Origin of the sequence: Streptomyces sp. ICC1 (assembly GCF_003287935.1) — a bacterium.
Classification (GTDB): Bacteria; Actinomycetota; Actinomycetes; order Streptomycetales; family Streptomycetaceae; genus Streptomyces; species Streptomyces tritrimontium.
The window spans coordinates 3,618,174-3,639,914 of record NZ_CP030287.1 but is presented as its reverse complement, the minus strand read 5'-3'; the positions used below and the strand labels follow the sequence as shown (position 1 = coordinate 3,639,914).

Here is a 21,741-nt window from a genome sequence, read left to right as displayed (position 1 = left end):
TGGTGCACCCGTAGCAAGGGCGGCCCGCCAAGGTAGCGTCGCGGTATGGACGTGCGTTGGGAAGAGGCGGGCTGGGAACGGCTCACCGATCGGGCCGGCCGGCGGCGGCTGCCGGTGTGGGATTGCACGGTGGGACTGGTGGTGGGCGACGATTCGGCCCTCCTGATCGACCCCGGCTCCTCGGTCCGGGAGGGTGCCCTCGTACGGGCCGAGGCGGAGCGGCTGGCGGGCCGGCGCGTGACCCATATCGCATTCACACACGGACATTTCGACCACGTGCTGGGCGGTGCGGTGTTCGCGGGGGCGGAGGTCTACGGACCCGTCGGCCTGGACACCCTGCTGTCCGTCAGCCATGACGACCTGCGGGCCGACGCGGTCCGGCACGGTCTGGCGCCGGCCGAGGCCGCCGAGGCGGTGGACCTGCTGGTGGTCCCCCGGCACCTGGTGTCGGGCGAGTGGACGCTCGACCTGGGCGGCGTACAGGTGCTGCTGGCGAACGTGGGCCCCGGGCACACCCGGCACGACCTGGCCGCCTTCGTCCCGGGCGGCGGGCAGGAGGTCGTCTTCTGCGGCGACCTCGTCGAGGAGTCGGGCGAACCCCAGGCCGGCCCGGACTCCGTTCCGCGGCAGTGGCCGGCGGCGCTCGACCGGCTGCTCGCCCTGGGCGGGGACGACGCGCTGTACGTGCCGGGTCACGGAGCGGTGGTCGACGCGGCCTTCGTCCGTGCGCAACGCGCCACACTGGCGGCCCGCTTCGGCGTGTCGGGCACCTGATCGCGCCGGCTCTCCTACCCTCGGCCGGATGCGTGAGTACTCCCCCGACCTGACCCCGCAGTGGAAGCGCGCCAAGCCCGTCCCGGAGGTGCCGGCCGATCCCGACCTGGTGGTCGAGGTGGCGGGTACGGACTTCTGCGGCGCGGTGGTGGGCTGCGAGGCGGGCACCGTCACCCTGGAGGACCGCTTCGGCAAGCGGCGCGTCTTCCCGCTGGAGCCGCGCGGCTTCCTCCTGGACGGTGCGGTGGTCACCCTGACCCGCCCCGTCCGCGGGCCCGCCGCCCCGCTGCGCACCGCCTCCGGCTCGCTGGCCGTCCCCGGGGCGCGGGCGCGGGTGGCCCGGGCGGGCCGGATCTACGTGGAGGGCCGCCACGACGCCGAGCTGGTGGAGCGGGTCTGGGGCGACGACCTGCGCATCGAGGGCGTGGTGGTCGAGTACCTGGAGGGCATCGACGACCTCCCGTCGGTGGTCGCGGACTTCGCCCCGGGCCCGGACGCCCGCCTCGGGGTCCTGGTGGACCACCTGGTGCCGGGCTCGAAGGAGTCCCGCATCGCGGCGTCGGTCACTTCGGCGGACGTCCTGATCGTGGGCCACCCGTACGTCGACGTCTGGCAGGCGGTGAAACCGTCCGCGCTGGGCATCCGGGAGTGGCCGGTCATCCCGCGCGGCCAGGACTGGAAGACGGGCATCTGCCGGGCCCTGGGCTGGCCGGAGAACACCGGCGCCGCCTGGCAGCACATCCTGTCCCGCGTGACCTCGTACAAGGACCTGGAGCCGGTCCTGCTGGGCCGCGTCGAGGAGCTGATCGACTTCGTTACGGCCGGCGGTACTTCTTGAATTTCGGGAGGGTGCCGAATTCGCCGGTCCCCAGCTCGACGTCCAGGACGGCCAAGGGGACGGGATCTCCGAACTTCGGCAGGCGCACCCCGATCCGCCCGGGTGCGCTCCCCCGAGCGGTCAGTCGACCAGGTCCCGGACCACCGCGTCGGCCAGGAGGCGGCCGCGCAGGGTCAGGACGGCCCGCCCGGCCTCGTACGGGGCGGTTTCGAGCAGGCCGTCGGCCAGGGCCTTGCGGGAGGCCGTGAGCCCCGCCGGAGCCAGCAGGGACAGCGGGACGCCGTCCACGAGCCGCAGCTCCAGCAGGATCCGCTCGACCCGGCGGTCCTCCGCCGAGAGGAGCTCGCGCCCGGCGCCGGGCGACCGTCCTTCCGCCAGCGCAGCGGCGTACGCGCCGGGGTGCTTCACGTTCCACCACCGCACCCCGCCCACGTGCGAGTGGGCTCCGGGGCCCGCGCCCCACCAGTCGGCCCCGCGCCAGTACAGCTCGTTGTGCAGGCACCGCCCGGCCTCGGACGTGGCCCAGTTCGAGACCTCGTACCAGGAGTACCCGGCCCCGGCCATCACCGAGTCGAGGATCAGGTACCGGTCCGCGTGGACGTCGTCGTCCGTCATCGGGACCTCGCCCCGCCGGATCCGCCGCGCGAGCTGGGTTCCCTCCTCCACGATCAGCGCGTAGGCGCTGATGTGGTCCGGCCCGGCCCCGAGCGCCGCCGTCAGCGACGCCCGCCAGTCCTCGTCCGATTCCCCCGGCGTGCCGTAGATCAGGTCCAGGTTCACGTGCTCGAAGCCCGCGGCCCGCGCCTCCGCGACGCACGCCTCCGGCCGGCCGGGGGTGTGGGTGCGGTCCAGGACCTTCAGGACGTGCTGCTTCGCGCTCTGCATGCCGAAGGAGATCCGGTTGAAGCCGCCGGCCCGCAGCTCCGCGAGGTACTCCGGGTTCACCGACTCCGGGTTCGCCTCGGTGGTGACCTCGGCGTCCTCGGCCAGCCCGAACTCCTCGCGGATCGCCGCGAGCATCCGTACGAGGTCGCGCGCGGGCAGCAGCGTGGGCGTACCGCCGCCCACGAACACCGTCCGCACGGCCCGGGGGTCGTCCCCGAGGACCTTGCGGGCCAGCCTGACCTCGTCGATCAGGGTGTCCGCGTAGTTCTCCCGGGAGGCGAGCACGCCTCCGGTGCCCCGCAGCTCGGTGGCCGTGTAGGTGTTGAAGTCGCAGTACCCGCAGCGCGTGGCGCAGTACGGGACGTGCAGGTAGAACCCGAGCGGCCGCTCCCCGGCTCCCGCCAGGGCGTGGAGCGGCAGCGAGCCGTCTTCGGGCATGGGTTCACCGTCGGGCAGTGCGGAAGGCATGCCCCCATTGTCCCGCACCGATCCAGCCCCGGCCCCGCCGGCGTCTGAGGCCCGGGGTCCGGGGCGGAGCCCCGGGAAGCCGGGCCGCAGGAGCACGCGGCGGGCAGCGTCAGCCCCGAGGCGCGGGGCCCGCCCGCACGGGGGCGGGGTTCCGCGGGGCGGTCCGCCGCCCCGCCCCGCCAAGCCCGCCGCGGGCGGCTTCGCGCTACGCCTCGCGCGACCCCTCGTACATCTCCTCGATCAGGTGCTTGAACTCACGCTCGACGACCGGACGCTTCAGCTTGAGGCTGGGGGTCAGGTCGCCGTGCTCCACGTCGAGGTCGCGCGGCAGGAGGCGGAACTTCTTGACCGTCTGCCAGCGCTGGAGCCCCTCGTTGAGGGTCTGGACGTACGTCTCGATGAGCCGGCCGGTCTCGGGGGCCGCCAGGACCTGCGAGTACGTCTTGCCCTCCAGCCCGTTCTCGGCGGCCCACACCAGGATGGAGGGCTCGTCGAGGGCGATGAGGGCGGAGCAGAAGTTCCGGTCGGCGCCGTGGACGACGATGCTGGAGACGTACGGGCAGATCGCCTTGAACTGGCCCTCGATCTCCGCCGGGGCGACGTACTTGCCGCCCGAGGTCTTGATCAGGTCCTTCTTGCGGTCCGTGATGCGCAGGTAGCCGTCCGCCGACAGCTCGCCGATGTCTCCGGTGTGCAGCCAGCCGTCGGCCTCCAGGACCTCGGCGGTCTTCTCGGGCTGCCCGTGGTAGCCCTGCATGATGCCGGGGCCGCGCAGCAGGACCTCGCCGTCGTCGGCGATGCGCACCTCGGTGCCGGGGAGCGGCTTGCCGACCGTGCCGGTGCGGTAGGCCTCGCCGGGGTTGACGAAGGAGGCGGCGCTGGACTCGGTGAGCCCGTAGCCCTCCAGGATGTGGATGCCGGCGCCCGAGAAGAAGTACCCGATGTCGGGGGCGAGGGCGGAGGCGCCGGAGACGGCGGCGCGCAGGTTGCCGCCGAAGGCCTCGCGGAGCTTGGAGTAGACGAGCGCGTCGGCGATCTTGTGCTTGGTGGTGAGGCCGAGGGGGGCGCTCGCGCGGCCGGTGCGGCGGAAGTTGTCCTGGGTGACCTTCGCGTACTCGCGAGCGACGCCCACGGACCACTGGAAGATCTTGTACTTGGCGCCGCCGCCGGCCCGGGCCTTGGCCGCGACCCCGTTGTAGACCTTCTCGAAGATGCGCGGGACGGCCGCCATGTACGTCGGCTGGACGATCGGCAGGTTCTCGATGATCTTGTCGATGCGGCCGTCGACGGCGGTGACGTGCCCGACCTCGATCTGGCCGGAGGTGAGCACCTTGCCGAAGACGTGCGCGAGCGGCAGCCAGAGGTACTGGACGTCGTCCTTGGTGATCAGGCCCGTGGCGACGGTGGCCTTGGCCATGTACGACCAGTTGTCGTGCGGCAGCCGCACGCCCTTGGGGCGGCCGGTGGTGCCGGAGGTGTAGATGAGGGTGGCGAGCTGCTCGGCGGTGATGGCCGCGATCCGCTCCTTGACCGCCTCGGGGTGCTTGGCGAGGTACTCCCGGCCGCGCGCCTCGAGGTCCGCGAGCGAGAGCACCCAGCCCTCGGGGTCGTCCTCGGCCGGCTCCACGCCGGTGGCGTCCACGACCACGACGTGGATGAGGGCGGGCAGCTCGGCGCGCCGCTCGCGGGCCTTGGCCAGCTGAGCGGCGTCCTCGGCGATCAGGATCCGGCTCTCGGAGTCGGAGAGGATGAACGCCGACTCCTCCGCGTTCGTGCTCGGGTAGATCGTGGTCACGGCGCCGCCGGCGCACATCACGCCGAGGTCGGCCAGGATCCACTCGACCCGGGTGTTGGAGGCCAGCGCGACGCGCTGCTCCGGCTGGATCCCGAGGTCGACGAGGCCCGCCGCGATGGCGAAAACCCGCTCGGCGGACTGTCCCCAGCTGAGCGACTTCCACTCGTCCGGGCCGCCGCGGCCGTCCGCCGCGGGGACGGGGTAGCGGTAGGCCTCACCGTCGGGCGTGGCGGCGACTCGCTCCAGGAAGAGGGTCGCCACGGTGGGCGGACGGTTCTCGATCAAGGTCTGTGTGTCGCTCACGGACATCCTCCGGACCACGCGGCAGGGCCTGTTCATCACAGGGGCGGACTGACTGGGTGGTGGGTCAGGGTGGGTGGCTGAGTCAGGGCTTGGCAGCACCCGACACAGAAAACTGGCGAGTAACCAACGAGCAGTGATCAGACTAGGGTCCCTCCGCCTGGCGCGTAAGAGGCCCTGGGGCGCCGATTCATAACGAAGCGGAGCGGGCCCCGAAAACGGAGCAGGCCCCCGTGCCGGAGCACGGGGGCCTGTCCCACTTCCCGGGGGCTACTTCTTCTTGCCGCTGGACTCGTCGCTGGAGAGGACGGCGATGAAGGCTTCCTGCGGAACCTCCACGGAGCCGACCATCTTCATCCGCTTCTTGCCTTCCTTCTGCTTCTCCAGCAGCTTCCGCTTGCGGGAGATGTCACCGCCGTAGCACTTGGCCAGGACGTCCTTGCGGATGGCGCGGATGGTCTCGCGCGCGATGACGCGGGAGCCGACGGCCGCCTGGATCGGGATCTCGAAGGCCTGCCGCGGGATGAGCTCGCGCAGCTTGGCGACGAGGCGCACGCCGTAGGCGTAGGCGGCGTCCTTGTGGCAGACGGCGGAGAAGGCGTCGACCTTGTCGCCGTGCAGCAGGATGTCGACCTTGACCAGGCTGCCCGACTGCTCGCCGGTGGGCTCGTAGTCGAGGGAGGCGTAACCGCGCGTCTTGGACTTCAGCTGGTCGAAGAAGTCGAAGACGATCTCCGCGAGCGGGAGCGTGTAGCGGATCTCGACCCGGTCCTCGGAGAGGTAGTCCATCCCGAGGAGGGTGCCGCGGCGCTGCTGGCAGAGCTCCATGATCGCGCCGATGAACTCGGAGGGCGCGAGCAGGGTGGCCCGGACGACCGGCTCGAACACGTCCGAGATCTTGCCCTCGGGGAACTCGCTCGGGTTGGTGACGGAGACTTCCTTGCCGTCCTCCATGACGACGCGGTAGACCACGTTCGGCGCGGTGGCGATCAGGTCGAGACCGAACTCGCGCTCCAGGCGCTCGCGCACCACGTCCAGGTGGAGCAGGCCGAGGAAACCGACGCGGAAGCCGAAGCCCAGGGCTGCCGAGGTCTCCGGCTCGTACACGAGCGCGGCGTCGTTGAGCTGGAGCTTGTCCAGGGCCTCGCGCAGGTCCGGGTAGTCCGAGCCGTCGAGCGGGTACAGGCCCGAGAAGACCATCGGACGCGGGTCCTTGTAGCCGCCGAGGGCCTCGGTCGCGCCGTTGTGCAGGCTGGTGATGGTGTCACCGACCTTGGACTGGCGGACGTCCTTCACGCCGGTGATGATGTAGCCGACCTCGCCGACGCCGATGCCGTCGGCCGGGGTCATCTCCGGGGAGGAGACGCCGATCTCCAGCAGCTCGTGCGTGGCTCCGGTGGACATCATCCGGATGCGCTCGCGCTTGTTGAGCTGGCCGTCGACCACACGCACGTACGTGACGACACCGCGGTACGAGTCGTACACGGAGTCGAAGATCATGGCGCGGGCGGGGGCGTCCTTGGGGCCGACCGGGGCCGGGACCGTGGCGACGATCTTGTCGAGCAGCACGTCCACGCCGAGACCGGTCTTCGCGGAGACCCGCAGGACGTCCTCGGGCTGGCAGCCGACCAGGTTCGCGAGCTCCTCGGCGAACTTCTCCGGCTGCGCGGCCGGCAGGTCGATCTTGTTCAGGACCGGGACGATCGCCAGGTCCTTCTCCATCGCCAGGTACAGGTTGGCGAGGGTCTGCGCCTCGATGCCCTGGGCCGCGTCCACCAGGAGGACCGTGCCCTCGCAGGCCGCCAGGGAGCGCGAGACCTCGTAGGTGAAGTCGACGTGCCCGGGGGTGTCGATCATGTTGAGGATGTGGGTCTTGCCCAGGTCCTCGCCCGTGTTCGGCGCCCACGGCAGTCGGACCGCCTGGGACTTGATCGTGATGCCGCGCTCACGCTCGATGTCCATGCGGTCGAGGTACTGGGCGCGCATCTGCCGCGAGTCCACCACACCGGTGAGCTGGAGCATCCGGTCGGCAAGCGTCGACTTGCCGTGGTCGATGTGCGCGATGATGCAGAAATTGCGGATCAGCGCCGGGTCGGTACGGCTCGGCTCGGGCACGTGGCTGGGGATCGCGGGCACGCAGTGTCCTGATTCTCGGGTCGCAGTCGGAACGAAGTGGGCTTCGGTCTGCGCGAAGTCGGATCTGTACGCAGGCTCCCATGGTCCCATGGAAGCGGGAGTGCGCTCGGTTTGGGCCGGTGGGAGCGTGCCTGGTAGCCTGGGCAGCTGTGTCTCGTGTGCCCTCTAAGCTTTCGTGACACAAATCCGAAGATCAAATCTCTGAACCTGCAAAGGCTCTTTCGTGGCGAACATCAAGTCCCAGGTCAAGCGCAACAAGACGAACGAGAAGGCTCGCCTTCGCAACAAGGCCGTCAAGTCCTCGCTCAAGACCGCGATCCGCAAGGCCCGTGAGGCCGTCGTCGCCGGTGACGTCGAGAAGGCCACCGTGGCCTCCCGCGACGCCTCCCGCGCGCTCGACAAGGCCGTCTCGAAGGGTGTCATCCACAAGAACGCCGCCGCCAACAAGAAGTCGGCGCTGGCGATCAAGGTTGCCTCCCTTCAGGGCTGAGCCCCTGATGTGATCGCCGGGTAGGGATCCAGCGGGCCCTCTCTCCCGCTCCCGACCGGCACCCCGCGCCGCACACGAAGCGTTCGCCACGCGGGTGCGGTGCAACCCAGCAGCAACCGAAGGCCCCGGCCGCAGCCCTCCCCAGGGCGACGCCCGGGGCTTTCGCGTTCCCCGGCCGGGCCTCAGCCCCGCTGCGGGCGCGCCGCCCGCGCCACGGCGACGACCGCCTTCTCCAGCGCGTACTCGGGATCATCGCCGCCGCCCTTGACCCCCGCATCGGCCGCCGCCACCGCCCGCAGCGCGTCCGCGACACCGTCCGCCGACCATCCCCGCATCTGCTGCCGGACCCGGTCGATCTTCCACGGCGGCATGCCCAGGTCCCGCGCGAGGTCTCCCGGACGGGCTCCCCGGGGGGCCGAGGCCAGCTTGCCGATCGCCCGGACCGCCTGGGCCAGCGCGCTGGTGATCAGGACCGGCGCCACCCCGGTGGACAGGGACCAGCGCAGGGCCTCCAGCGCCTCCGCGGCCCGTCCCTCGACCGCCCGGTCGGCGACCGTGAAGCTCGACGCCTCCGCCCGGCCGGTGTAGTACCGCCCGACGACGGCCTCGTCGATCGTGCCCTCGACATCGGCGCACAGCTGCGCGGCCGCGCTCGCCAGCTCCCGCAGGTCGCTGCCGATCGCGTCGACCAGCGTCTGGCAGGCCTCGGGCGTCGCGGAACGGCCCAGCGCGCGGAACTCGCCCCGTACGAACGCCAGCCGGTCCGCCGGCTTCGTCATCTTCGGGCAGGCGATCTCCCGGGCACCCGCCTTGCGCGCGGCGTCCAGCAGGCTCTTGCCCTTGACGCCGCCCGCGTGCAGGAGGACGAGGCTGATCTCCTCGTACGGAGCGGCGAGGTACGCCTTGACCTCCTTGACCGTTTCCGCGGACAGGTCGTGCGCGTTGCGCACGACCAGCACCTTGCGCTCCGAGAAGAGCGAGGGGCTGGTGAGCTCGGACAGCGTGCCCGGCTGCAGCTGCTCCGACATGAGGTCGCGCACGTCCGTATCGGCGTCGGCGGCGCGGGCCGCCGTCACCACCTCCCGCACGGCGCGGTCGAGCAGCAGATCCTCCTGCCCCACCGCGAGGGTGATCGGGGCGAGCGGATCGTCGGTGGAATTCTTCCTGGTGGCCATCGGATCCAGCATCCCACGCCGTACCGACAGCCCCCCGCTCCGCGGCCGCCCGCACGTGCCCGAGAATGGCCGGGTGAACGTGCGACATGTACTGGTCCTGCCCGACCGCGACGCCGCCGAGGAGGTGGCGCGGGAGGCGGTCGACCGCTTCGGCCTCCCCGAGGAGCCCCAACTGGTCCGTGACGCCCTCGCCGGTGAGGACGACGCCGAGGACGCCCAGTGGCTGGTGGTCCTGGAGGACCCGCGCGAACGGCTCGACGCCACGGCCCTGGACGACCTCGCCGGCGAGTACGACGGCTGGCTCGAAGCCCCGTAGCCGCCCGCCGGGTCAGGCCTTGTGCACGATCTGGGCGTCCAGCGCCACTTCCACGCTCGATCCGATCGCCGCGATCCCGTGCGCCAGCATCGACTGCCAGTTCAGCGTGAAGTCCTCGCGGTGCAGCTCGGTGGTGGCCCGGCACGCCGACCGGGGCTCGCCCTCCAAGCCCGTGCCCAGGCCCAGGTACTGGGCGTCCAGGGTCACGGAGCGGCTGACCCCGTGCAGGGTGAGGGCGCCGGCCACGGACCACCGGCTGCCGCTGCGGTGGATGAACCGCTCGCTGTAGAACTCCACCGTCGGGTGGCGGGCAGCGTCCAGGAAGTCCGCGGAGCGCAGGTGGTCGTCCCGCATCCGCAGTCCCGTGTCGATGCTCGCCGCGTCGATGATCACGTGCATGGAGGAGTCCTCCATCCGGTCGGCTATCCGCACCGCGCCGGCGAAGGTGTTGAACCGGCCGTTGATCCGGGCGAAGCCGATGTGCCGGGCCGAGAACGCGATCGACGAGTGCGCCGGGTCGAGCTCCCAGTGGCCGGGCTGCGGCAGCAGCGGCGGCTCCACCGCGTCGAGGACGATCTCCCCCGTGCCGGGCTGCGCCGAGTCCCCCACCAGCGTCGCACCGTGGAAGGACGCGAAGCCCTCGGCCGTGACGGAAAGCCGGTACTCGCCCGCCGGCACGGCCACCGTGAACCCTCCGTACGGGTCGGTCTCCCCGCTGACGATCCGCCGGCCGATCGGGTCGGTCACCTCGAACTTGGCCTGCCGGACGGGCTGGTGGACCGTGTCGAGGACCCGGCAGCTGAGCAGCCGCGCCGTATGAGGAAGCGTCAGTGTCGCGGAGGTCCGGGGACTGGCGCTCGTGGCCGTCCCCGTCCCCCGTCTGCGACTGAACATGGTTCGTGCACCCCCGTGCTGTGTGGACTTGGACCGCTCTGGCGGAAACGCATTCGATCACGCTGTCGGGTTGGGGGCAAACAGAGTGGTCACGCCCGGTATGCCCGCGCCGGGTCCGTCGCCGGATGGCCGGGAATGCCCGCAGTCCCGAGCCGCTGCCCGCCACGGCGACCGAACCGTCCTCGTCCGTGCGCAGCACGGCCGCCCCCAGCGCCCGCAGCCGCGCGAGCGTACCGGCCGCCGGGTGGCCGTACCGGTTGCCCCCGCCGACCGGGACGATCGCCAGGCGGGGCCGGATCCGCTCGTGGAGGCCGGGGTCCTGGTGGGCGCTGCCGTGGTGGGCGACCTTCAGGACATCGACCGGCGCCAGTTCCGGATGGCTCGTCAACAGCGCCTGCTGCGCCTCTGGTTCGAGGTCGCCGAGCATCAGGACGCTCAGGCCGCCCGTGCGCACCAACAGGGCCACGCTCGCGTCGTTCGGCCCCTCCGGGGGCGGGTGCCCGGCCGGTGGCCACAGCACCCGCCATTCCACCGGACCGGACCGGCGCCGCTCCCCCTCCACGGCGGTGACGACGGGAATCCCGGCGGCCGCCGCCGTCCGCCGCACGAACCGCGCCTGCCCGGCGGGCTCTTGCAGCCCGGTGACTTGCACCACACCCACCGAGCGGCCCCTCAGCACCCCCACCAGCCCGCCCACGTGGTCGGTGTGAAAGTGCGTCAGCACGAGCATCGGCACCCGCTTCACCCCCAGTGCGCGCAGGCACGCGTCCACCGGACCCGGCTCGGGGCCCGCGTCCACCACCACGGCCGTGCCCGGGGCGACGGCGAGCACGGCGGCGTCCCCCTGGCCGACCGCGCACTGCGCGTAGCTCCAGCCCGGCGGCGGCCAGCCCTTGACCGTACGGGTCAACAGCGGCGGCCTCAGCACCGCGAGGAGCAGCGCCGCGGCCACGGCGCAGACGACCCACCGACTGCGGCGCCGGCGGCCGAACCGGATGCCGAGCCCCACCAGGGCCAGGGTGACGGCGGCGAGCAGGAACCCCCCGCCCACCCCGCCGGGCCAGCCCAGCTCATCCTCCTCCTCCGAGGCCCCCTCCCCCTCCACCACGGCGGTTCCGGCCGGCCCGCCGGTGTCGGCCGGCCCGCCGGTGTCGGCGCTGGCGGCCGAGTTCACCGAGGCCTCCGCCCGCGACGACGGCGCCGCACGCGCCCGCGCCGCGGACGCGGTGGCCGCGCGGGTCCTGGAGGCCGTCGACCGCGAGCCCGAGACCGCGGTCGCCACCGCCCGGGCCGCGGTGGCCGAGTACGCGGCGACCCCGGCCGCTCTGCAGGCCCTGCGGACCGCGCTCGACGCCTCCCGGCTCCGGGCTGCCCACCGCGGCTTCGAGCGCTCGGTGACCGATGCCGCCTGGTCTCCCGACGGCTCCCGGCTCGCGGCCTGCTCGGGGGACGGCCGGGTGTACGTCTGGCCCGCGCCCGCCGAGGACACCGTCCCACCCGGACCCGGAGCGCCCGGACCCGGAGCGCCCGGAACCTCAGCACCCGTACCCGGAGCGCCCCGAACCTCAGCGCCCGACCCCTCGGCGACCGGCCCCGGAGCACCCGTCACCCTGGACGTCCCCGGCGAGTGGCCCCGCGCGCTGGACTGGTCCCCCGACGGCAGCCGCCTCGTCTGCGCGACCAGGGACGCGCGCCTCACGGTCTGGGACACCGCGGACTGGCGGCGGGTGACCACGCTGCACCAGCCCGGCGCGGAGATCGGGCAGTCCGCCCCCGGACTCGCGGTGGCGGCGTTCTCCCCGGACGGCCGGTTCCTCGTCTCGGGCGGCCGGGACCGGGTCCTCCAGCTGTGGGACGCCCGGGACTTCACACCCGCCGGAACCTTGAGCGGCCATGCGGACATGCTGTGGACAGCGGCCTGGTCCCCGGACTCCACCCTGCTGGCAGCTGCCGGAGCGGCCGGCTGCGTGTACCTCTGGCAGGTGGGCGAGGGCCACGGAGCCACGGCGCCAAGGGTGCTGAGCACTCATCAGGAATCGGTGAACGCGCTCGCCTGGGACCCGGACGGGACCCGGCTGGCCTCCGGCTCCTCGGACCGTACGGTCGCGCTCTGGGACGCGCGCACCGGTGGGCTCGTACACCGGCTGCAAAGCCTGGACGGCATCAACTGCCTGGCCTGGTCCCCGGACGGGAGCCGGCTCGCCGCGGGCGACTTCGACCGCAACGCCCGCGTCTGGGACCTGAACACGACGGACTTCGAGGAGCGGACCCTGTGGCTGACGGGCCACGCGGACACGGTGTACGCCATCGCCTGGTCACCGGACGGGACCCGGCTGGCCACCGCCTCGCGGGACCGCACCCTGGCCGTGTGGGACACCCGCGCGCAGGCCCGGGTGGGGAGCGGGCACACCGAGTCCGTGTGGCAGGTCGCCTGGTCTCCGGACGGCTCGCGGATCGCGAGCGCCTCACAGGACGGCACGGTGGGTCTGTGGCGCGCGGCCGACCTGGCGATGGCGGACCGGATGCCGTTCGGCGAGTGCGGAGACCTTGCCTGGTCACCGGACGGGACGCGGATCGCGGTGGGCCGCCGCGACGGGACGGCGGCCGTCCATCTGCTGGACGGCACCGTGCCGTTGCTCCTCGAAGGGCACGGGGACGAGCTGTCGGCCGTGTGCTGGTCACCGGACGGAGCCAGGATCGCGACCGCCTCGCGCGACCGCACCGTACGGATCTGGGACGCGGACGGCGGGCACACGGTACGGGTGCTGACCGGCCACGCCGACTGGGTGACCGGGGCGGCCTGGTCGCCCGACGGCCGGAGGCTCGCGACCTGCGGCACCGATGAGACGGTGATCGTCTGGGACGCGGTGGACGGCCGCGCGCTGACGACCCTGCGCGGGCACGACGACCACGTCCTGAAGGTCGACTGGTCGCCGGACGGGCGCCGGCTCGCCACCTGTTCGCGCGACCGGACCCTGCGAGTGTGGGACGTGGACGCGTCCGGGTCGGCGGCCTGCCGCGCCGTGCTGACCGGCCACGACGACCGGGTCCAGGGCCTCGCCTGGTCCCCGGACGGGGGGCTGCTCGCGTCGGTGTCCCGGGACCGGACGCTGCGCCTGTGGGATCCCGTGCGCGGCACGGCGCTGGCGGTCGTCGGGATGCACTCCGACTGGGTCAACGGGCTGTGCTGGTCCCCCGACGGGACCCGGATCGCCACGGCCTCGCGCGACCGCACCGTACGCCTGTGGACCCCGGCGGGAACGGATCCCGAGCTGCTGCTGCGGCTGGCGGCGGGCCGGGAGCTGCACCCGCCGACGCCGGAGGAGCGGCGGGCGCACCAGTTGCCGGACCGGCCCTGACCGCGGCCGCTACGCGGGGCCGCCCTTGAGCTGCGGCTCCGCCTCGGCGACGGCCTCCCCGGCCCCCGCCCCGGCCTCCTCCGGGGCCGCCTCCACGATGCGCCCGTCCCGCAGTTCCACCACCCGGTCCGCGAGCTCTATCAGGGCCGGGTCGTGGGTCGCGACCAGCGCCGTGACACCCTCGCTGCGCACCACCGCGCGCAGCAGCCGCATGATCTGCCGGCCGGTGTCCGAGTCGAGCTGGCCGGTCGGTTCGTCCGCGATGATCAGGTCGGGCTCGTTCGCGAGGGCGCGGGCGACGGCGACCCGCTGCTGCTGGCCGCCGGAGAGTTCGCCGGGCCGCTGCTCGGTGTGGTCCGCGAGGCCGACGAGGGCGAGCAGGGTGCGGGCCCGCTCCTCGCGCTGCTTGGCCGGGATCTTGCGCAACCGCATGGGGACGCCGACGTTCTCGGCGGCGGTCAGGGCCGGGATCAGGCCGAAGGACTGGAAGACGAAGCCGATCCGGTCGCGGCGCAGCGCGAGCCTGCCCTCCTCGTCGAGGGCGGCCAGGTCGGTGCCGTCGAGGGCGACGCTGCCGCCGGTCGGGGTGTCGAGTCCGCCGACCAGGTTGAGCAGGGTGGTCTTGCCGGAGCCGGACCGTCCCTTGAGTGCGGTGAGTTCGCCGCGGCGCACCTCGAAGGAGACCCCGCGCAGCGCGTGTACGGCCTGCGGACCGGTGCCGAAGCTGCGTCGCACGTCGTCCACGACCACCATCGGCGCCCCCGCGGCGTCGGTCCCCGGCTCCTGCTGCTGCGTCATGTCTACGACTCCCCCTGGCATCCGATCCGGCCACCGGCGGCCACCGGAAGTTGTCTCGATCGGCGTTCTTGACGTACCCGCACGGTCGATTTGTTCATTCGATGCACCATTCACGCAAGTCCCTTCCGCTATCTGTTCGAATCTGGCAACATCGTCCGCTATCCGGGATCACCAGTCCGGTGCGGGGGAGGAACAGACACATGCTCGGCTTCGTCATGCGCCGGCTGCGCGGGCGATTGCCGCTCGCCGCCGCCGTGTTGCTGACCGTCCTGATCACCACGACGGTGCTCACCGCGCTCTTCGCCTTCACCCGCGGCGTGGGCGAGGCCGGCCTGCGCCAGGCCCTCCAGGGCCCCGGCCATGCGCGCAGCACCGTACTGATCACCGCGGGCCACGCGACGGCCGACCGCGGCAAGGACGACGAAGCGGTACGGGGCTTCGCGCGCGAGCTGTTCGGCCCGCTGCCGGCCGCCGCCGAGGTTGTGGCGCGCAGCCGCTCGTACGGGCTGCCCGGTGCGCCGGCCGTCCCGGGCCAGGACGCCGCCGCCCCGGGCAAGAACGCCGACCTGACGCTGCTGGCCGCCTTCGACCAGCGGCGCGTGAAACTGCTCGCGGGCGCCTGGCCGCGGCCCGTCGCCGGACCGGTGGCCGCGCCGGGTTCCCGGGTCCCCGTGGCCGTGCCGAAGGCGGCGCTGGCCCGGCTGGGGCTGGCCGAGGGCGCGCTGCCCGCCGACGTGCGCCTCGACGACCGGTACGGCGGCTCCCCGCTGACCGTGACGGTGACCGGCGTCTACCAGGCCGCCGACCCGGAGGCCCCGTACTGGCGGCTCGATCCGCTCGGTGCCCGCGGACTGCAGGTCGCCGGCTTCGCCACCTACGGCCCGCTGCTGGTGGACGACTCCGCCTTCACCGCGGGCGGGCTGACCCAGGACAGCCGGGCGGTCCTGCTCACTCCCGACTTCTCCACCGTCGACGCCGCCTCGGCCGAGGCGGTGCGGGCGCGGGCGGCCAAGGCCGCCGAAGCCCTTCAGCGCACCGTCGGCCTCCGGGTCGAGAGCGAGCTCCCGGTGCTGCTCGGCGAGGCGCGCTCCGGTCTGACCGTCGCCCGATCCACCCTGCTGGTCGGCGCCCTGCAGCTCGCGGTCCTGGCCGGGGCCGCGCTGCTGCTCGTCTCCCACCTGCTGACGGAGCGCCAGGAGGCCGAGCGGGCCCTGCTCACCGCGCGCGGCGCCTCCCGCGGCCGGCTCGGCCTGCTCACCGCGGTCCAGTCGCTGCTGCTCGCGCTGCCCGCCGCCGTGCTCGCGCCCCTGCTGACCCCGCCGCTGCTGCGCCTGCTCGGCCGTCACGGCTCGCTGGCGCACGTGCCCTTCGACGTCTCGCCGGGCCTGGCGCTCTGGCCCGTCGCGGCGGGCTGCGCCCTCGGGTGCGTGGCGCTGACCACCCTGCCCGTCGTACTGCGCGGCGCGGCCGCCGCCGCCCTGCACCGCACCGGCCGCCGGCAGGCCCTCGTCGCCGGGGCGGCCCGCTCCGGCGCGGACCTGGCCCTGGTGGCGCTGGCCGTGCTCGCCTACGAGCAGCTCGCCAGGTACGGCGGCGGCAACGGCCCCGATCCGGCCGCGCGGTCCCCGATCAGCCAGTCCGAGGGCCTGTTCGGCGTGGACCCGGTGCTGGTCGCCGCGCCGACGCTCGCGCTGTGCGCGGGCACCCTGCTGGTCCTTCGGCTGCTGCCGTTCGCGGCGCGGCTCGGCGCCCGGATCGCCGCCCGGGGCCGGGGTCTGGGTCCGGCGCTGGTCGGCTGGCAGCTCGCCCGCCGGCCCGGGCGCGCCACCGGGCCGGTGCTGCTGCTCGTCCTCGCCGTCTCCAGCGGGGTCCTCGCCCTCGGCCAGCACACCGCGTGGTCCGAGTCCCAGCGCGACCAGGCCGGCTTCGCCACCGCCGGGGGCCTTCGGATCACCGGCAGCGACCTGCCCCCGATGGGCCGGGGCGGCCGGTTCGCGGCGCTGCCCGGCGGTGAGCGGGTGCTGCCGGTGGTCCGTACGGACCAGGACCTGCCGGGCGGCCGGACCGGTCAGGTGCTGGCCCTGGACGCGGCGGCGGTCGCCGAACGGGTGCCGCTGCGGGCCGACCTGCGCGACGGACGCACGATGCGGGAGCTGTTCGCCCCACTGGCGCTCGCTCCGGGAACCACGGGAACCACGGGAACCACAGGAACCCCGGGAACCCAGGCCGAGGCCGGCATCCCCCTGCCCGGCCGGCTCCAGCGCATCGACCTGACCGTCACCGTCCGCTCCGCCGGCGCAGGCGGCCGCCCCAGCCTGGGCCTGCTCCTGCGCGACCGGTTCGGCCTCACCTACCGCATCCCGATGGTCCAGCTCCCCGAGGACGGCGACGCCACCGTGTCGGTGGACGTCGGCGCCCAGTTCGGGGCGCCGCTCGGGTCGGCCGCGGCGCCGCTGAGCGTGGCCGGGCTGGTGTTCTCGTACGACCGGGAGGGCCCGCTGCCCGGCTCCGGCCCCGAAGCGGGACCCGACGGCGACCCCGGCAGCCCGGACGACCTGGCGAAGGTCCACAACGAGCTGACCCTGCGGGGCCTCGCGGTCTCCGATACCCGGGACGGCGCGGCCGCCCCGGTCGCCACCGCCGCTCCCGCCTGGACGTTGACGGCGCCGCCGCTCAGGACCGGCGCCCCGTCGGCCGAGCTGGCCCCCGGCGACGGCGCGGCGCCGGGCGGCCCGGCCCTGCTCCGGCTGCGCTACCGCGACGGCTCCGCCGAGATCGGCGGCGCGCAGGTCTCCCTGGCGGCGGGCCCCGCCCCGGCCGCCGAGGTCCCCGGGATCGCCACGGGGAACTACCTGTCCGCGGTCGGCGCGAAGGTCGGCGACCTGGTGCCCGTACCGCTGGGCGGCGCCACCGTTCCCGTGCGGATCACCGCTTCGGTCGGCTCGCTGCCCGTCGTGGGCGACACCGCGCTCGCCGTCGACCTGGCCACCGCCGGCCGGGTGCTCGCCGCGGCCGGCGGCCGGGAACTGCCGCTGCCCGCCGAGTGGTGGCTGCCGGCCCGCTCCGACGCGGACCCCGACCCGGCCCGCGCCGCCGCCGAACTGCGCTCCGGCGCCAGCACCCAGCAGGTGCGGCTGCGCGAGGACGTGGCCGCGGCGCTGCTCGACGATCCGCTCAGCGCGGGCCCGCAGGGGGCGCTCGCCGCGCTCGCGGTGGCCTGCGCGGTACTGGCGGCGATCGGCTTCGCGGCCTCCGCCACGGCGGCCGCCCGCGAGCGGGCCCGGGAGTCCTCGGTCCTGCTGGCACTGGGGGCCCGGCGCCGGGACCTGGCGCGCACGGCCACGGCCGAGAGCTGCGTCCTGGTCGGCATCGGCACCGCCGTCGGGCTGGGGCTGGGCGTCGTCATCGTCCATCTGGTGGTGCCGCTGGTGGTGTTGACGCCGGCCGCGGGCCGCCCGGTCCCCGAGGTCCTGGTGGACCTGCCCGCGGCGCGCACGCTGCTGCTGGCCGCCGCCATCGCCGCGGTACCCCTGCTGTCGGCCGTCTTCGGCGGCCGGCGCGGGCGGACCGCATCGAACACAGCCGACCGGCTGCGGAACGTGGAGGAGATATGACCGGGCCGGCCGCGACCGACGCCGACCGGCGGACGCCCGACGGGACGGCCCCGCGGGGGACGGCCCCGGTGGGCGGAACGCCGCACGGGACGACGCCCCGGCCCGCGCCCTGGGTGCGGACCCGGCTGCGCGCGGCCCCGCTCACCACCCTGCTCGGCGCGGTCCTGGCCTTCGTCGCCGTCCTGCTGGCCGCCGCCCTGCCGCGCGCCGCGGACCGGGGCGCGGACCAGGCCCTGCGCTCCTTCCTGGAGTCCCGCGGACCGGGCCCGACCAGCCTGGTGGCCACCGCGCAGCCCCGGTACGGGGAGCAGACCCCCGAGGACCTGGACGCCGTACTGGCCGGCCTGGTGGCGGCCACGGGCCCGGGGTTCACCCTCGATCCGAGCGGCCCCGTCCACGGCAGCACCTCCATGACCGGGCGCGACCTCGCCAACCGCGAGCTGCCCCGCCCCGACGGCGTGGACCCCAAGCTGGGCCTCCTGCACCTGCGCGCAGCGGCCGACCACGTGAAGCTGGTCGCGGGGCACTGGCCGGGCGCGCCCGCGCCCGACGGACCGGTGCCCGTCGCGCTGTCGGAGGGCGCGGCGCAGTCCATGGGGTTCCGGCTCGGGACGGTGCTGGAGACCCGCCCCGGAAAGTACCTGGGCCCGCTCAGGGCGGAGGTCGTCGGCATCTACACGGCCAACGACCAGGACGACCCCTTCTGGGCCGACATGCCCGGCCTGCCCTGCCCCCTCCGCGGCTGCCTCTCGCAGACCACGACCCAGCCGCCCCTGGCGTACTGGCAGACCGCGGGCCTGGTCGGCCCGGAAGCGCTGGAGCGGCTCGGCGAATGGGGTGACGGCGACGGCCAGGACTTCTGGCGGCTCCCGGTCGACACCACGCGCCTGCGTGTCGACCAGCTGCCCGTCACGGCGAAGCAGATCGGGTCCTACGTGGCCGGCCCGACCGCGGCACGCCTGCCGAAGGAGACCCACCGCGACGGTCTGCGCGTCTCCTCCCGCCTTCCCGACCTGTTCAAGCAGGCGGAGGCCCGGCGGCAGGCGGCCGCGCCGCTCGCCGCGATCGGACCGGCCGGGGTGGCCGGCGTGGCCTTCGTCGTGTTCTGCCTGGCGGCCGGGCTCACCGGGGACCGGCGGGAGGCCGAACTGCGGCTGCTGCTGGCCCGCGGCGGTTCGCGCTCCGGGATCGTGCGCAGGCTGCTCGCGGAGAACGCCGTGACGGTGCTGCCCGCCGCCGCGCTCGCCACCTGGCTCGCCGTCGTCCTGCTGCCGACCCCGCGCACGGCGGGCACCGCGCTGGCCGCCGGCGCCGCCACGCTCCTGGCGCTGCTGGCCGTGCCCGTACGGGCGGCCGTGCTGCTGTCGCCGGCGCGCGGGCCGAGCCCCCGGCGGCGCCTCGTCGCCGAACTGCTCGTCCTGGCCGCCACCGCGGCCGCCGTGTTCGAGGTCCGCTCGCGCGGGGTCGCGCCGGCCGGCGCCGGAGTGGATCCGCTGCTCGTGGCCGCCCCGCTGCTCCTCGCGCTCTGCGGCGCCCTGCTGCTCGCCCGCGTCCAGCCCGCCCTGGTCGGGGCACTGGCCCGGGCGACCGGCCGGGGCCCCGGGCTGATCGGTTTCCTCGGGCTGGCGCGCGCCGCCCGGGGCACCGGGGGCCGGGCGCGACCGTCCGTACTGCCGCTGATCGCGATGCTGCTGGCCGTCACCACGGGCGGCTTCGGCGCCACGGTGCTGACGGGCGTGGCCGATGCCCGGGCCCAGGTGGCCCGGCAAACCGTGGGCGGCGACGCCGCGTTGACCTCGCCGAACAGCACGCTCCCGGAGTCCCTCACCGACGCGGCGGCCGCGCTGCCCGGCGTACGGTCGGCCGTGAAGGTGTGGAGCGACGACAACGCCTTCCTGGCGGGCACCGCGCGGGGCACCACCCAGGTGACCGTGATCGTCGCGGACCCCGTCGCGTACGCGGAACTGTCCAGGACCGTCGGGCTCGGACGCTTCGACGCGGCCGTCCTGGCCGGTGGCTCCGGGGGCCCGGGCGCGCCGGTGCCGGCGCTGGTCAGCGGTGACCTCGCGGGCGAGAGCACCGGCTCCTACCAACTGCGCCTCGGCAACGGCGGGGAGCTGGTGCTGAAGGTCGCCGGGGTGATCGACGGCACGCCCGCCCGGGCGGGCGCCAAGTCCGCGATGGTGGTGCTGCCCGCCGGGCCGGTGCTGGCCGCCGTGCCCAAGATGGGGCTGCCCAACCGGTGGTTCGCGCTGGGCCCCGTCGACCAGCACCGGCTCGAGGAGCTGGTGCGCACCCAGGACCCGAAGGCGGCCGAGGAGCGCTATCGCGTCCGCACCAGCTCCGCCGTGGCCGGCGAGCTGGGCTCCGACCCCCTCCAGCGCTCGGCCGAGCGGCTGTTCTGGGCCTCCCTGGCCGGCGCCGCGGGCTTCGCGCTGCTGGCGGTCCTGCTGACCCTGGTCCGGGCCGCCCCGGACCGCGCGGCGCTGCTCGCGCGGCTGCGCACGATGGGCCTGCGCCCCCGGCAGGGCGTGCTGCTGATCCTGACGGAGTCGGTGCCGCTGGCCCTGGCCGCCGCGTTCGGCGGCGCCCTGGTGGCGGCCGGCACCGTCGTCCTCCTGGGGCCGACCGTGGACCTGTCGACGCTGGTGGGCTCCAAGGTGGGGGTCGGGCTGCCGTTCCTCGTACGGCCCGTGCTGGTCCAGGCGCTGGGCCTGGCGGCCCTCGTGGTGGGCGCGGTGCTCGCGGAGGCGGCGGTATCCGGCAGGCGACAGATCACGACCGAGTTGAGAGCGGGAGACCAGCGGTGAACCGAGCATCGAACGGCGACCGGCCGACAGAGCGCCAGCCGACCTACGAGGAGCTCCGGCTCCAGGCCCTGGCCGCGGCCGCGCCCCGCGCACACGGAGCGGGAACGGCCATCGCCTGCGACCGTCTGGTGCGGATCTTCAGCACGGACGGTGTCGAGGTGCAGGCCCTTCAGGGTCTGGAACTGACCGTGGCGCAGGGCGATCTGATGGCCCTGGTCGGCGCGTCCGGCAGCGGCAAGTCCACGCTGCTCAACATCCTGGCGGGCCTGGACGTGCCCACGGCCGGCACCGCCAGCGTCGGCGGCTACGACCTGCTGGAGATGTCCGCACGGGACCGGCTGCGCTACCGCCGCGAGGCGGTCGGCTTCGTCTGGCAGCAGACGGCCCGCAATCTGCTCCCCTTCCTGACGGCGGCGCAGAACGTCTCCCTGCCGATGCAGCTCAAGGGCGGCCGGCGCGGCGCCGCCAAACGCCACGCGGCCCGGACCGGGGAGCTCCTCGAAGCCCTGGAGATCGGCGAACTGGCCGGCCGCCGGCCCGCCGAACTGTCCGGCGGCCAGCAGCAGCGGGTGGCCATCGCGGTGGCGATGGCGAACGACCCGTCGGTCCTGCTCGCCGACGAGCCGACCGGCGAGCTGGACTCCGAGACGGGCGCCGCGATCTTCGAGGCCTTCCGCACCGTCAACCGGGAACTGGGCGCCACCGTGGTCATCGTGACCCACGACCCGCTCGTCGCGGGCGAGGTGCGCCGCACGGTGGCCATGCGCGACGGGCGCACGAGCAGCGAGGTGCTGCGCCGCACGGTCACCGACGAGCACGGCGCCGAGTCGGTGAGCGAGCGCGAGTACGTGATGCTCGACCGCACGGGCCGGGTCCAGCTGCCGCAGAAGTTCCTGGAGGCGCTGGGGATGGAGCACCGGGTGGCGGTGGACCTCGCCCCGGACCACATCGAGCTGCGCCCCGACGACGCGTCCGCCACCGGGCAGGACTCCACGGCGCAGGACTCCACCGCGCAGGACCCCACGGCGGCGAACGGCGCGCCGGAGGCGGTCGCGGGCTGAGCACCTCCCGGGAGACCTCCCGGGAGCC

The 21,741-nt window shown here is 74.4% G+C and carries 14 protein-coding genes and 1 pseudogene; 8 read left to right on the top strand and 7 right to left on the bottom strand.

The annotated features are described in order from the left end of the window. The first annotated feature begins 45 nt into the window (after positions 1 to 45). Together DRB96_RS17230 and DRB96_RS17225 are read left to right on the top strand one after the other, a co-directional pair. A complete protein-coding gene (locus tag DRB96_RS17230; protein ID WP_112449268.1) occupies positions 46 to 774 on the top strand; it encodes an MBL fold metallo-hydrolase in 729 nt (242 codons plus the stop codon). A gap of 28 nt (positions 775 to 802) precedes the next feature. Then, positions 803 to 1,612: a DUF3097 domain-containing protein gene (locus tag DRB96_RS17225; protein ID WP_112449267.1), complete on the top strand. Its 810-nt coding sequence runs from the start codon at positions 803 to 805 to the stop codon at positions 1,610 to 1,612. A gap of 120 nt (positions 1,613 to 1,732) precedes the next feature. On the opposite strand, the gene hemW is transcribed toward DRB96_RS17225, so the two are convergent. The 3 genes from hemW to lepA form a co-directional block, all read right to left on the bottom strand. Next, positions 1,733 to 2,965, bottom strand: a complete 1,233-nt coding sequence (gene hemW, locus DRB96_RS17220; protein ID WP_112449266.1) for a radical SAM family heme chaperone HemW — start codon at positions 2,963 to 2,965, stop codon at positions 1,733 to 1,735. Positions 2,966 to 3,170: 205 nt separating this feature from the next. Then, positions 3,171 to 5,063: a long-chain fatty acid--CoA ligase gene (locus DRB96_RS17215; protein WP_112453491.1), complete on the bottom strand. Its 1,893-nt coding sequence runs from the start codon at positions 5,061 to 5,063 to the stop codon at positions 3,171 to 3,173. 267 nt (positions 5,064 to 5,330) lie between these two features. Further along, complete coding sequence (lepA, locus tag DRB96_RS17210; protein ID WP_112449265.1) at positions 5,331 to 7,196, bottom strand: translation elongation factor 4; 1,866 nt, start codon at positions 7,194 to 7,196, stop codon at positions 5,331 to 5,333. Between the two features lie 223 nt (positions 7,197 to 7,419). On the opposite strand from lepA, the gene rpsT reads away from it, so the two are divergent. Beyond that, positions 7,420 to 7,686, top strand: coding sequence for a 30S ribosomal protein S20 (gene rpsT, locus DRB96_RS17205; RefSeq protein WP_112449264.1), 267 nt, complete (start codon positions 7,420 to 7,422; stop codon positions 7,684 to 7,686). 182 nt (positions 7,687 to 7,868) lie between these two features. On the opposite strand, the gene holA is transcribed toward rpsT, so the two are convergent. Next, positions 7,869 to 8,861: a DNA polymerase III subunit delta gene (gene holA, locus DRB96_RS17200; RefSeq protein WP_112453490.1), complete on the bottom strand. Its 993-nt coding sequence runs from the start codon at positions 8,859 to 8,861 to the stop codon at positions 7,869 to 7,871. A gap of 73 nt (positions 8,862 to 8,934) precedes the next feature. On the opposite strand from holA, the gene DRB96_RS17195 reads away from it, so the two are divergent. After that, positions 8,935 to 9,177, top strand: coding sequence for a hypothetical protein (locus tag DRB96_RS17195; protein WP_112449263.1), 243 nt, complete (start codon positions 8,935 to 8,937; stop codon positions 9,175 to 9,177). A 12-nt stretch (positions 9,178 to 9,189) separates the two neighbouring features. Here DRB96_RS17195 and DRB96_RS17190 read toward each other — a convergent pair whose 3' ends face one another. Both DRB96_RS17190 and DRB96_RS44655 read right to left on the bottom strand, forming a co-directional pair. Beyond that, entirely contained in the window at positions 9,190 to 10,071 is an 882-nt protein-coding gene (locus tag DRB96_RS17190; protein ID WP_112449262.1) for a YceI family protein, read from the bottom strand. A 157-nt stretch (positions 10,072 to 10,228) separates the two neighbouring features. Beyond that, positions 10,229 to 11,137, bottom strand: a pseudogene (locus DRB96_RS44655) (MBL fold metallo-hydrolase); the annotation flags it as partial. On the opposite strand from DRB96_RS44655, the gene DRB96_RS17180 reads away from it, so the two are divergent. Then, a complete protein-coding gene (locus tag DRB96_RS17180) occupies positions 11,067 to 13,430 on the top strand; it encodes a WD40 repeat domain-containing protein (RefSeq protein WP_275432076.1) in 2,364 nt (787 codons plus the stop codon). The pseudogene DRB96_RS44655 and the gene DRB96_RS17180 sit on opposite strands and share 71 nt — an antisense overlap. Positions 13,431 to 13,439: 9 nt before the next feature. On the opposite strand, the gene DRB96_RS17175 is transcribed toward DRB96_RS17180, so the two are convergent. Next, on the bottom strand, positions 13,440 to 14,228 hold the full coding sequence (locus DRB96_RS17175; protein WP_112449260.1) for an ABC transporter ATP-binding protein: 789 nt from the start codon (positions 14,226 to 14,228) through the stop codon (positions 13,440 to 13,442). A 200-nt stretch (positions 14,229 to 14,428) separates the two neighbouring features. On the opposite strand from DRB96_RS17175, the gene DRB96_RS17170 reads away from it, so the two are divergent. The 3 genes from DRB96_RS17170 (at position 14,429) to DRB96_RS17160 (ending at position 21,713) form a co-directional block, all read left to right on the top strand. Then, the gene (locus tag DRB96_RS17170) at positions 14,429 to 17,842 is read left to right on the top strand and encodes an FtsX-like permease family protein (RefSeq protein ID WP_112449259.1); all 3,414 of its coding nucleotides are present in this window, start codon (positions 14,429 to 14,431) and stop codon (positions 17,840 to 17,842) included. Then, on the top strand, positions 17,839 to 20,652 hold the full coding sequence (locus tag DRB96_RS17165) for a hypothetical protein (protein ID WP_112449258.1): 2,814 nt from the start codon (positions 17,839 to 17,841) through the stop codon (positions 20,650 to 20,652). Before DRB96_RS17170 ends, DRB96_RS17165 begins: the two co-directional genes overlap by 4 nt. Before the next feature lie 68 nt (positions 20,653 to 20,720). Next, positions 20,721 to 21,713 carry an ABC transporter ATP-binding protein gene (locus DRB96_RS17160; protein WP_239516779.1) on the top strand — a complete coding sequence of 331 codons (993 nt, stop codon included), beginning with the start codon at positions 20,721 to 20,723 and terminating at the stop codon, positions 21,711 to 21,713. The last annotated feature ends 28 nt before the right edge of the window (positions 21,714 to 21,741 follow it).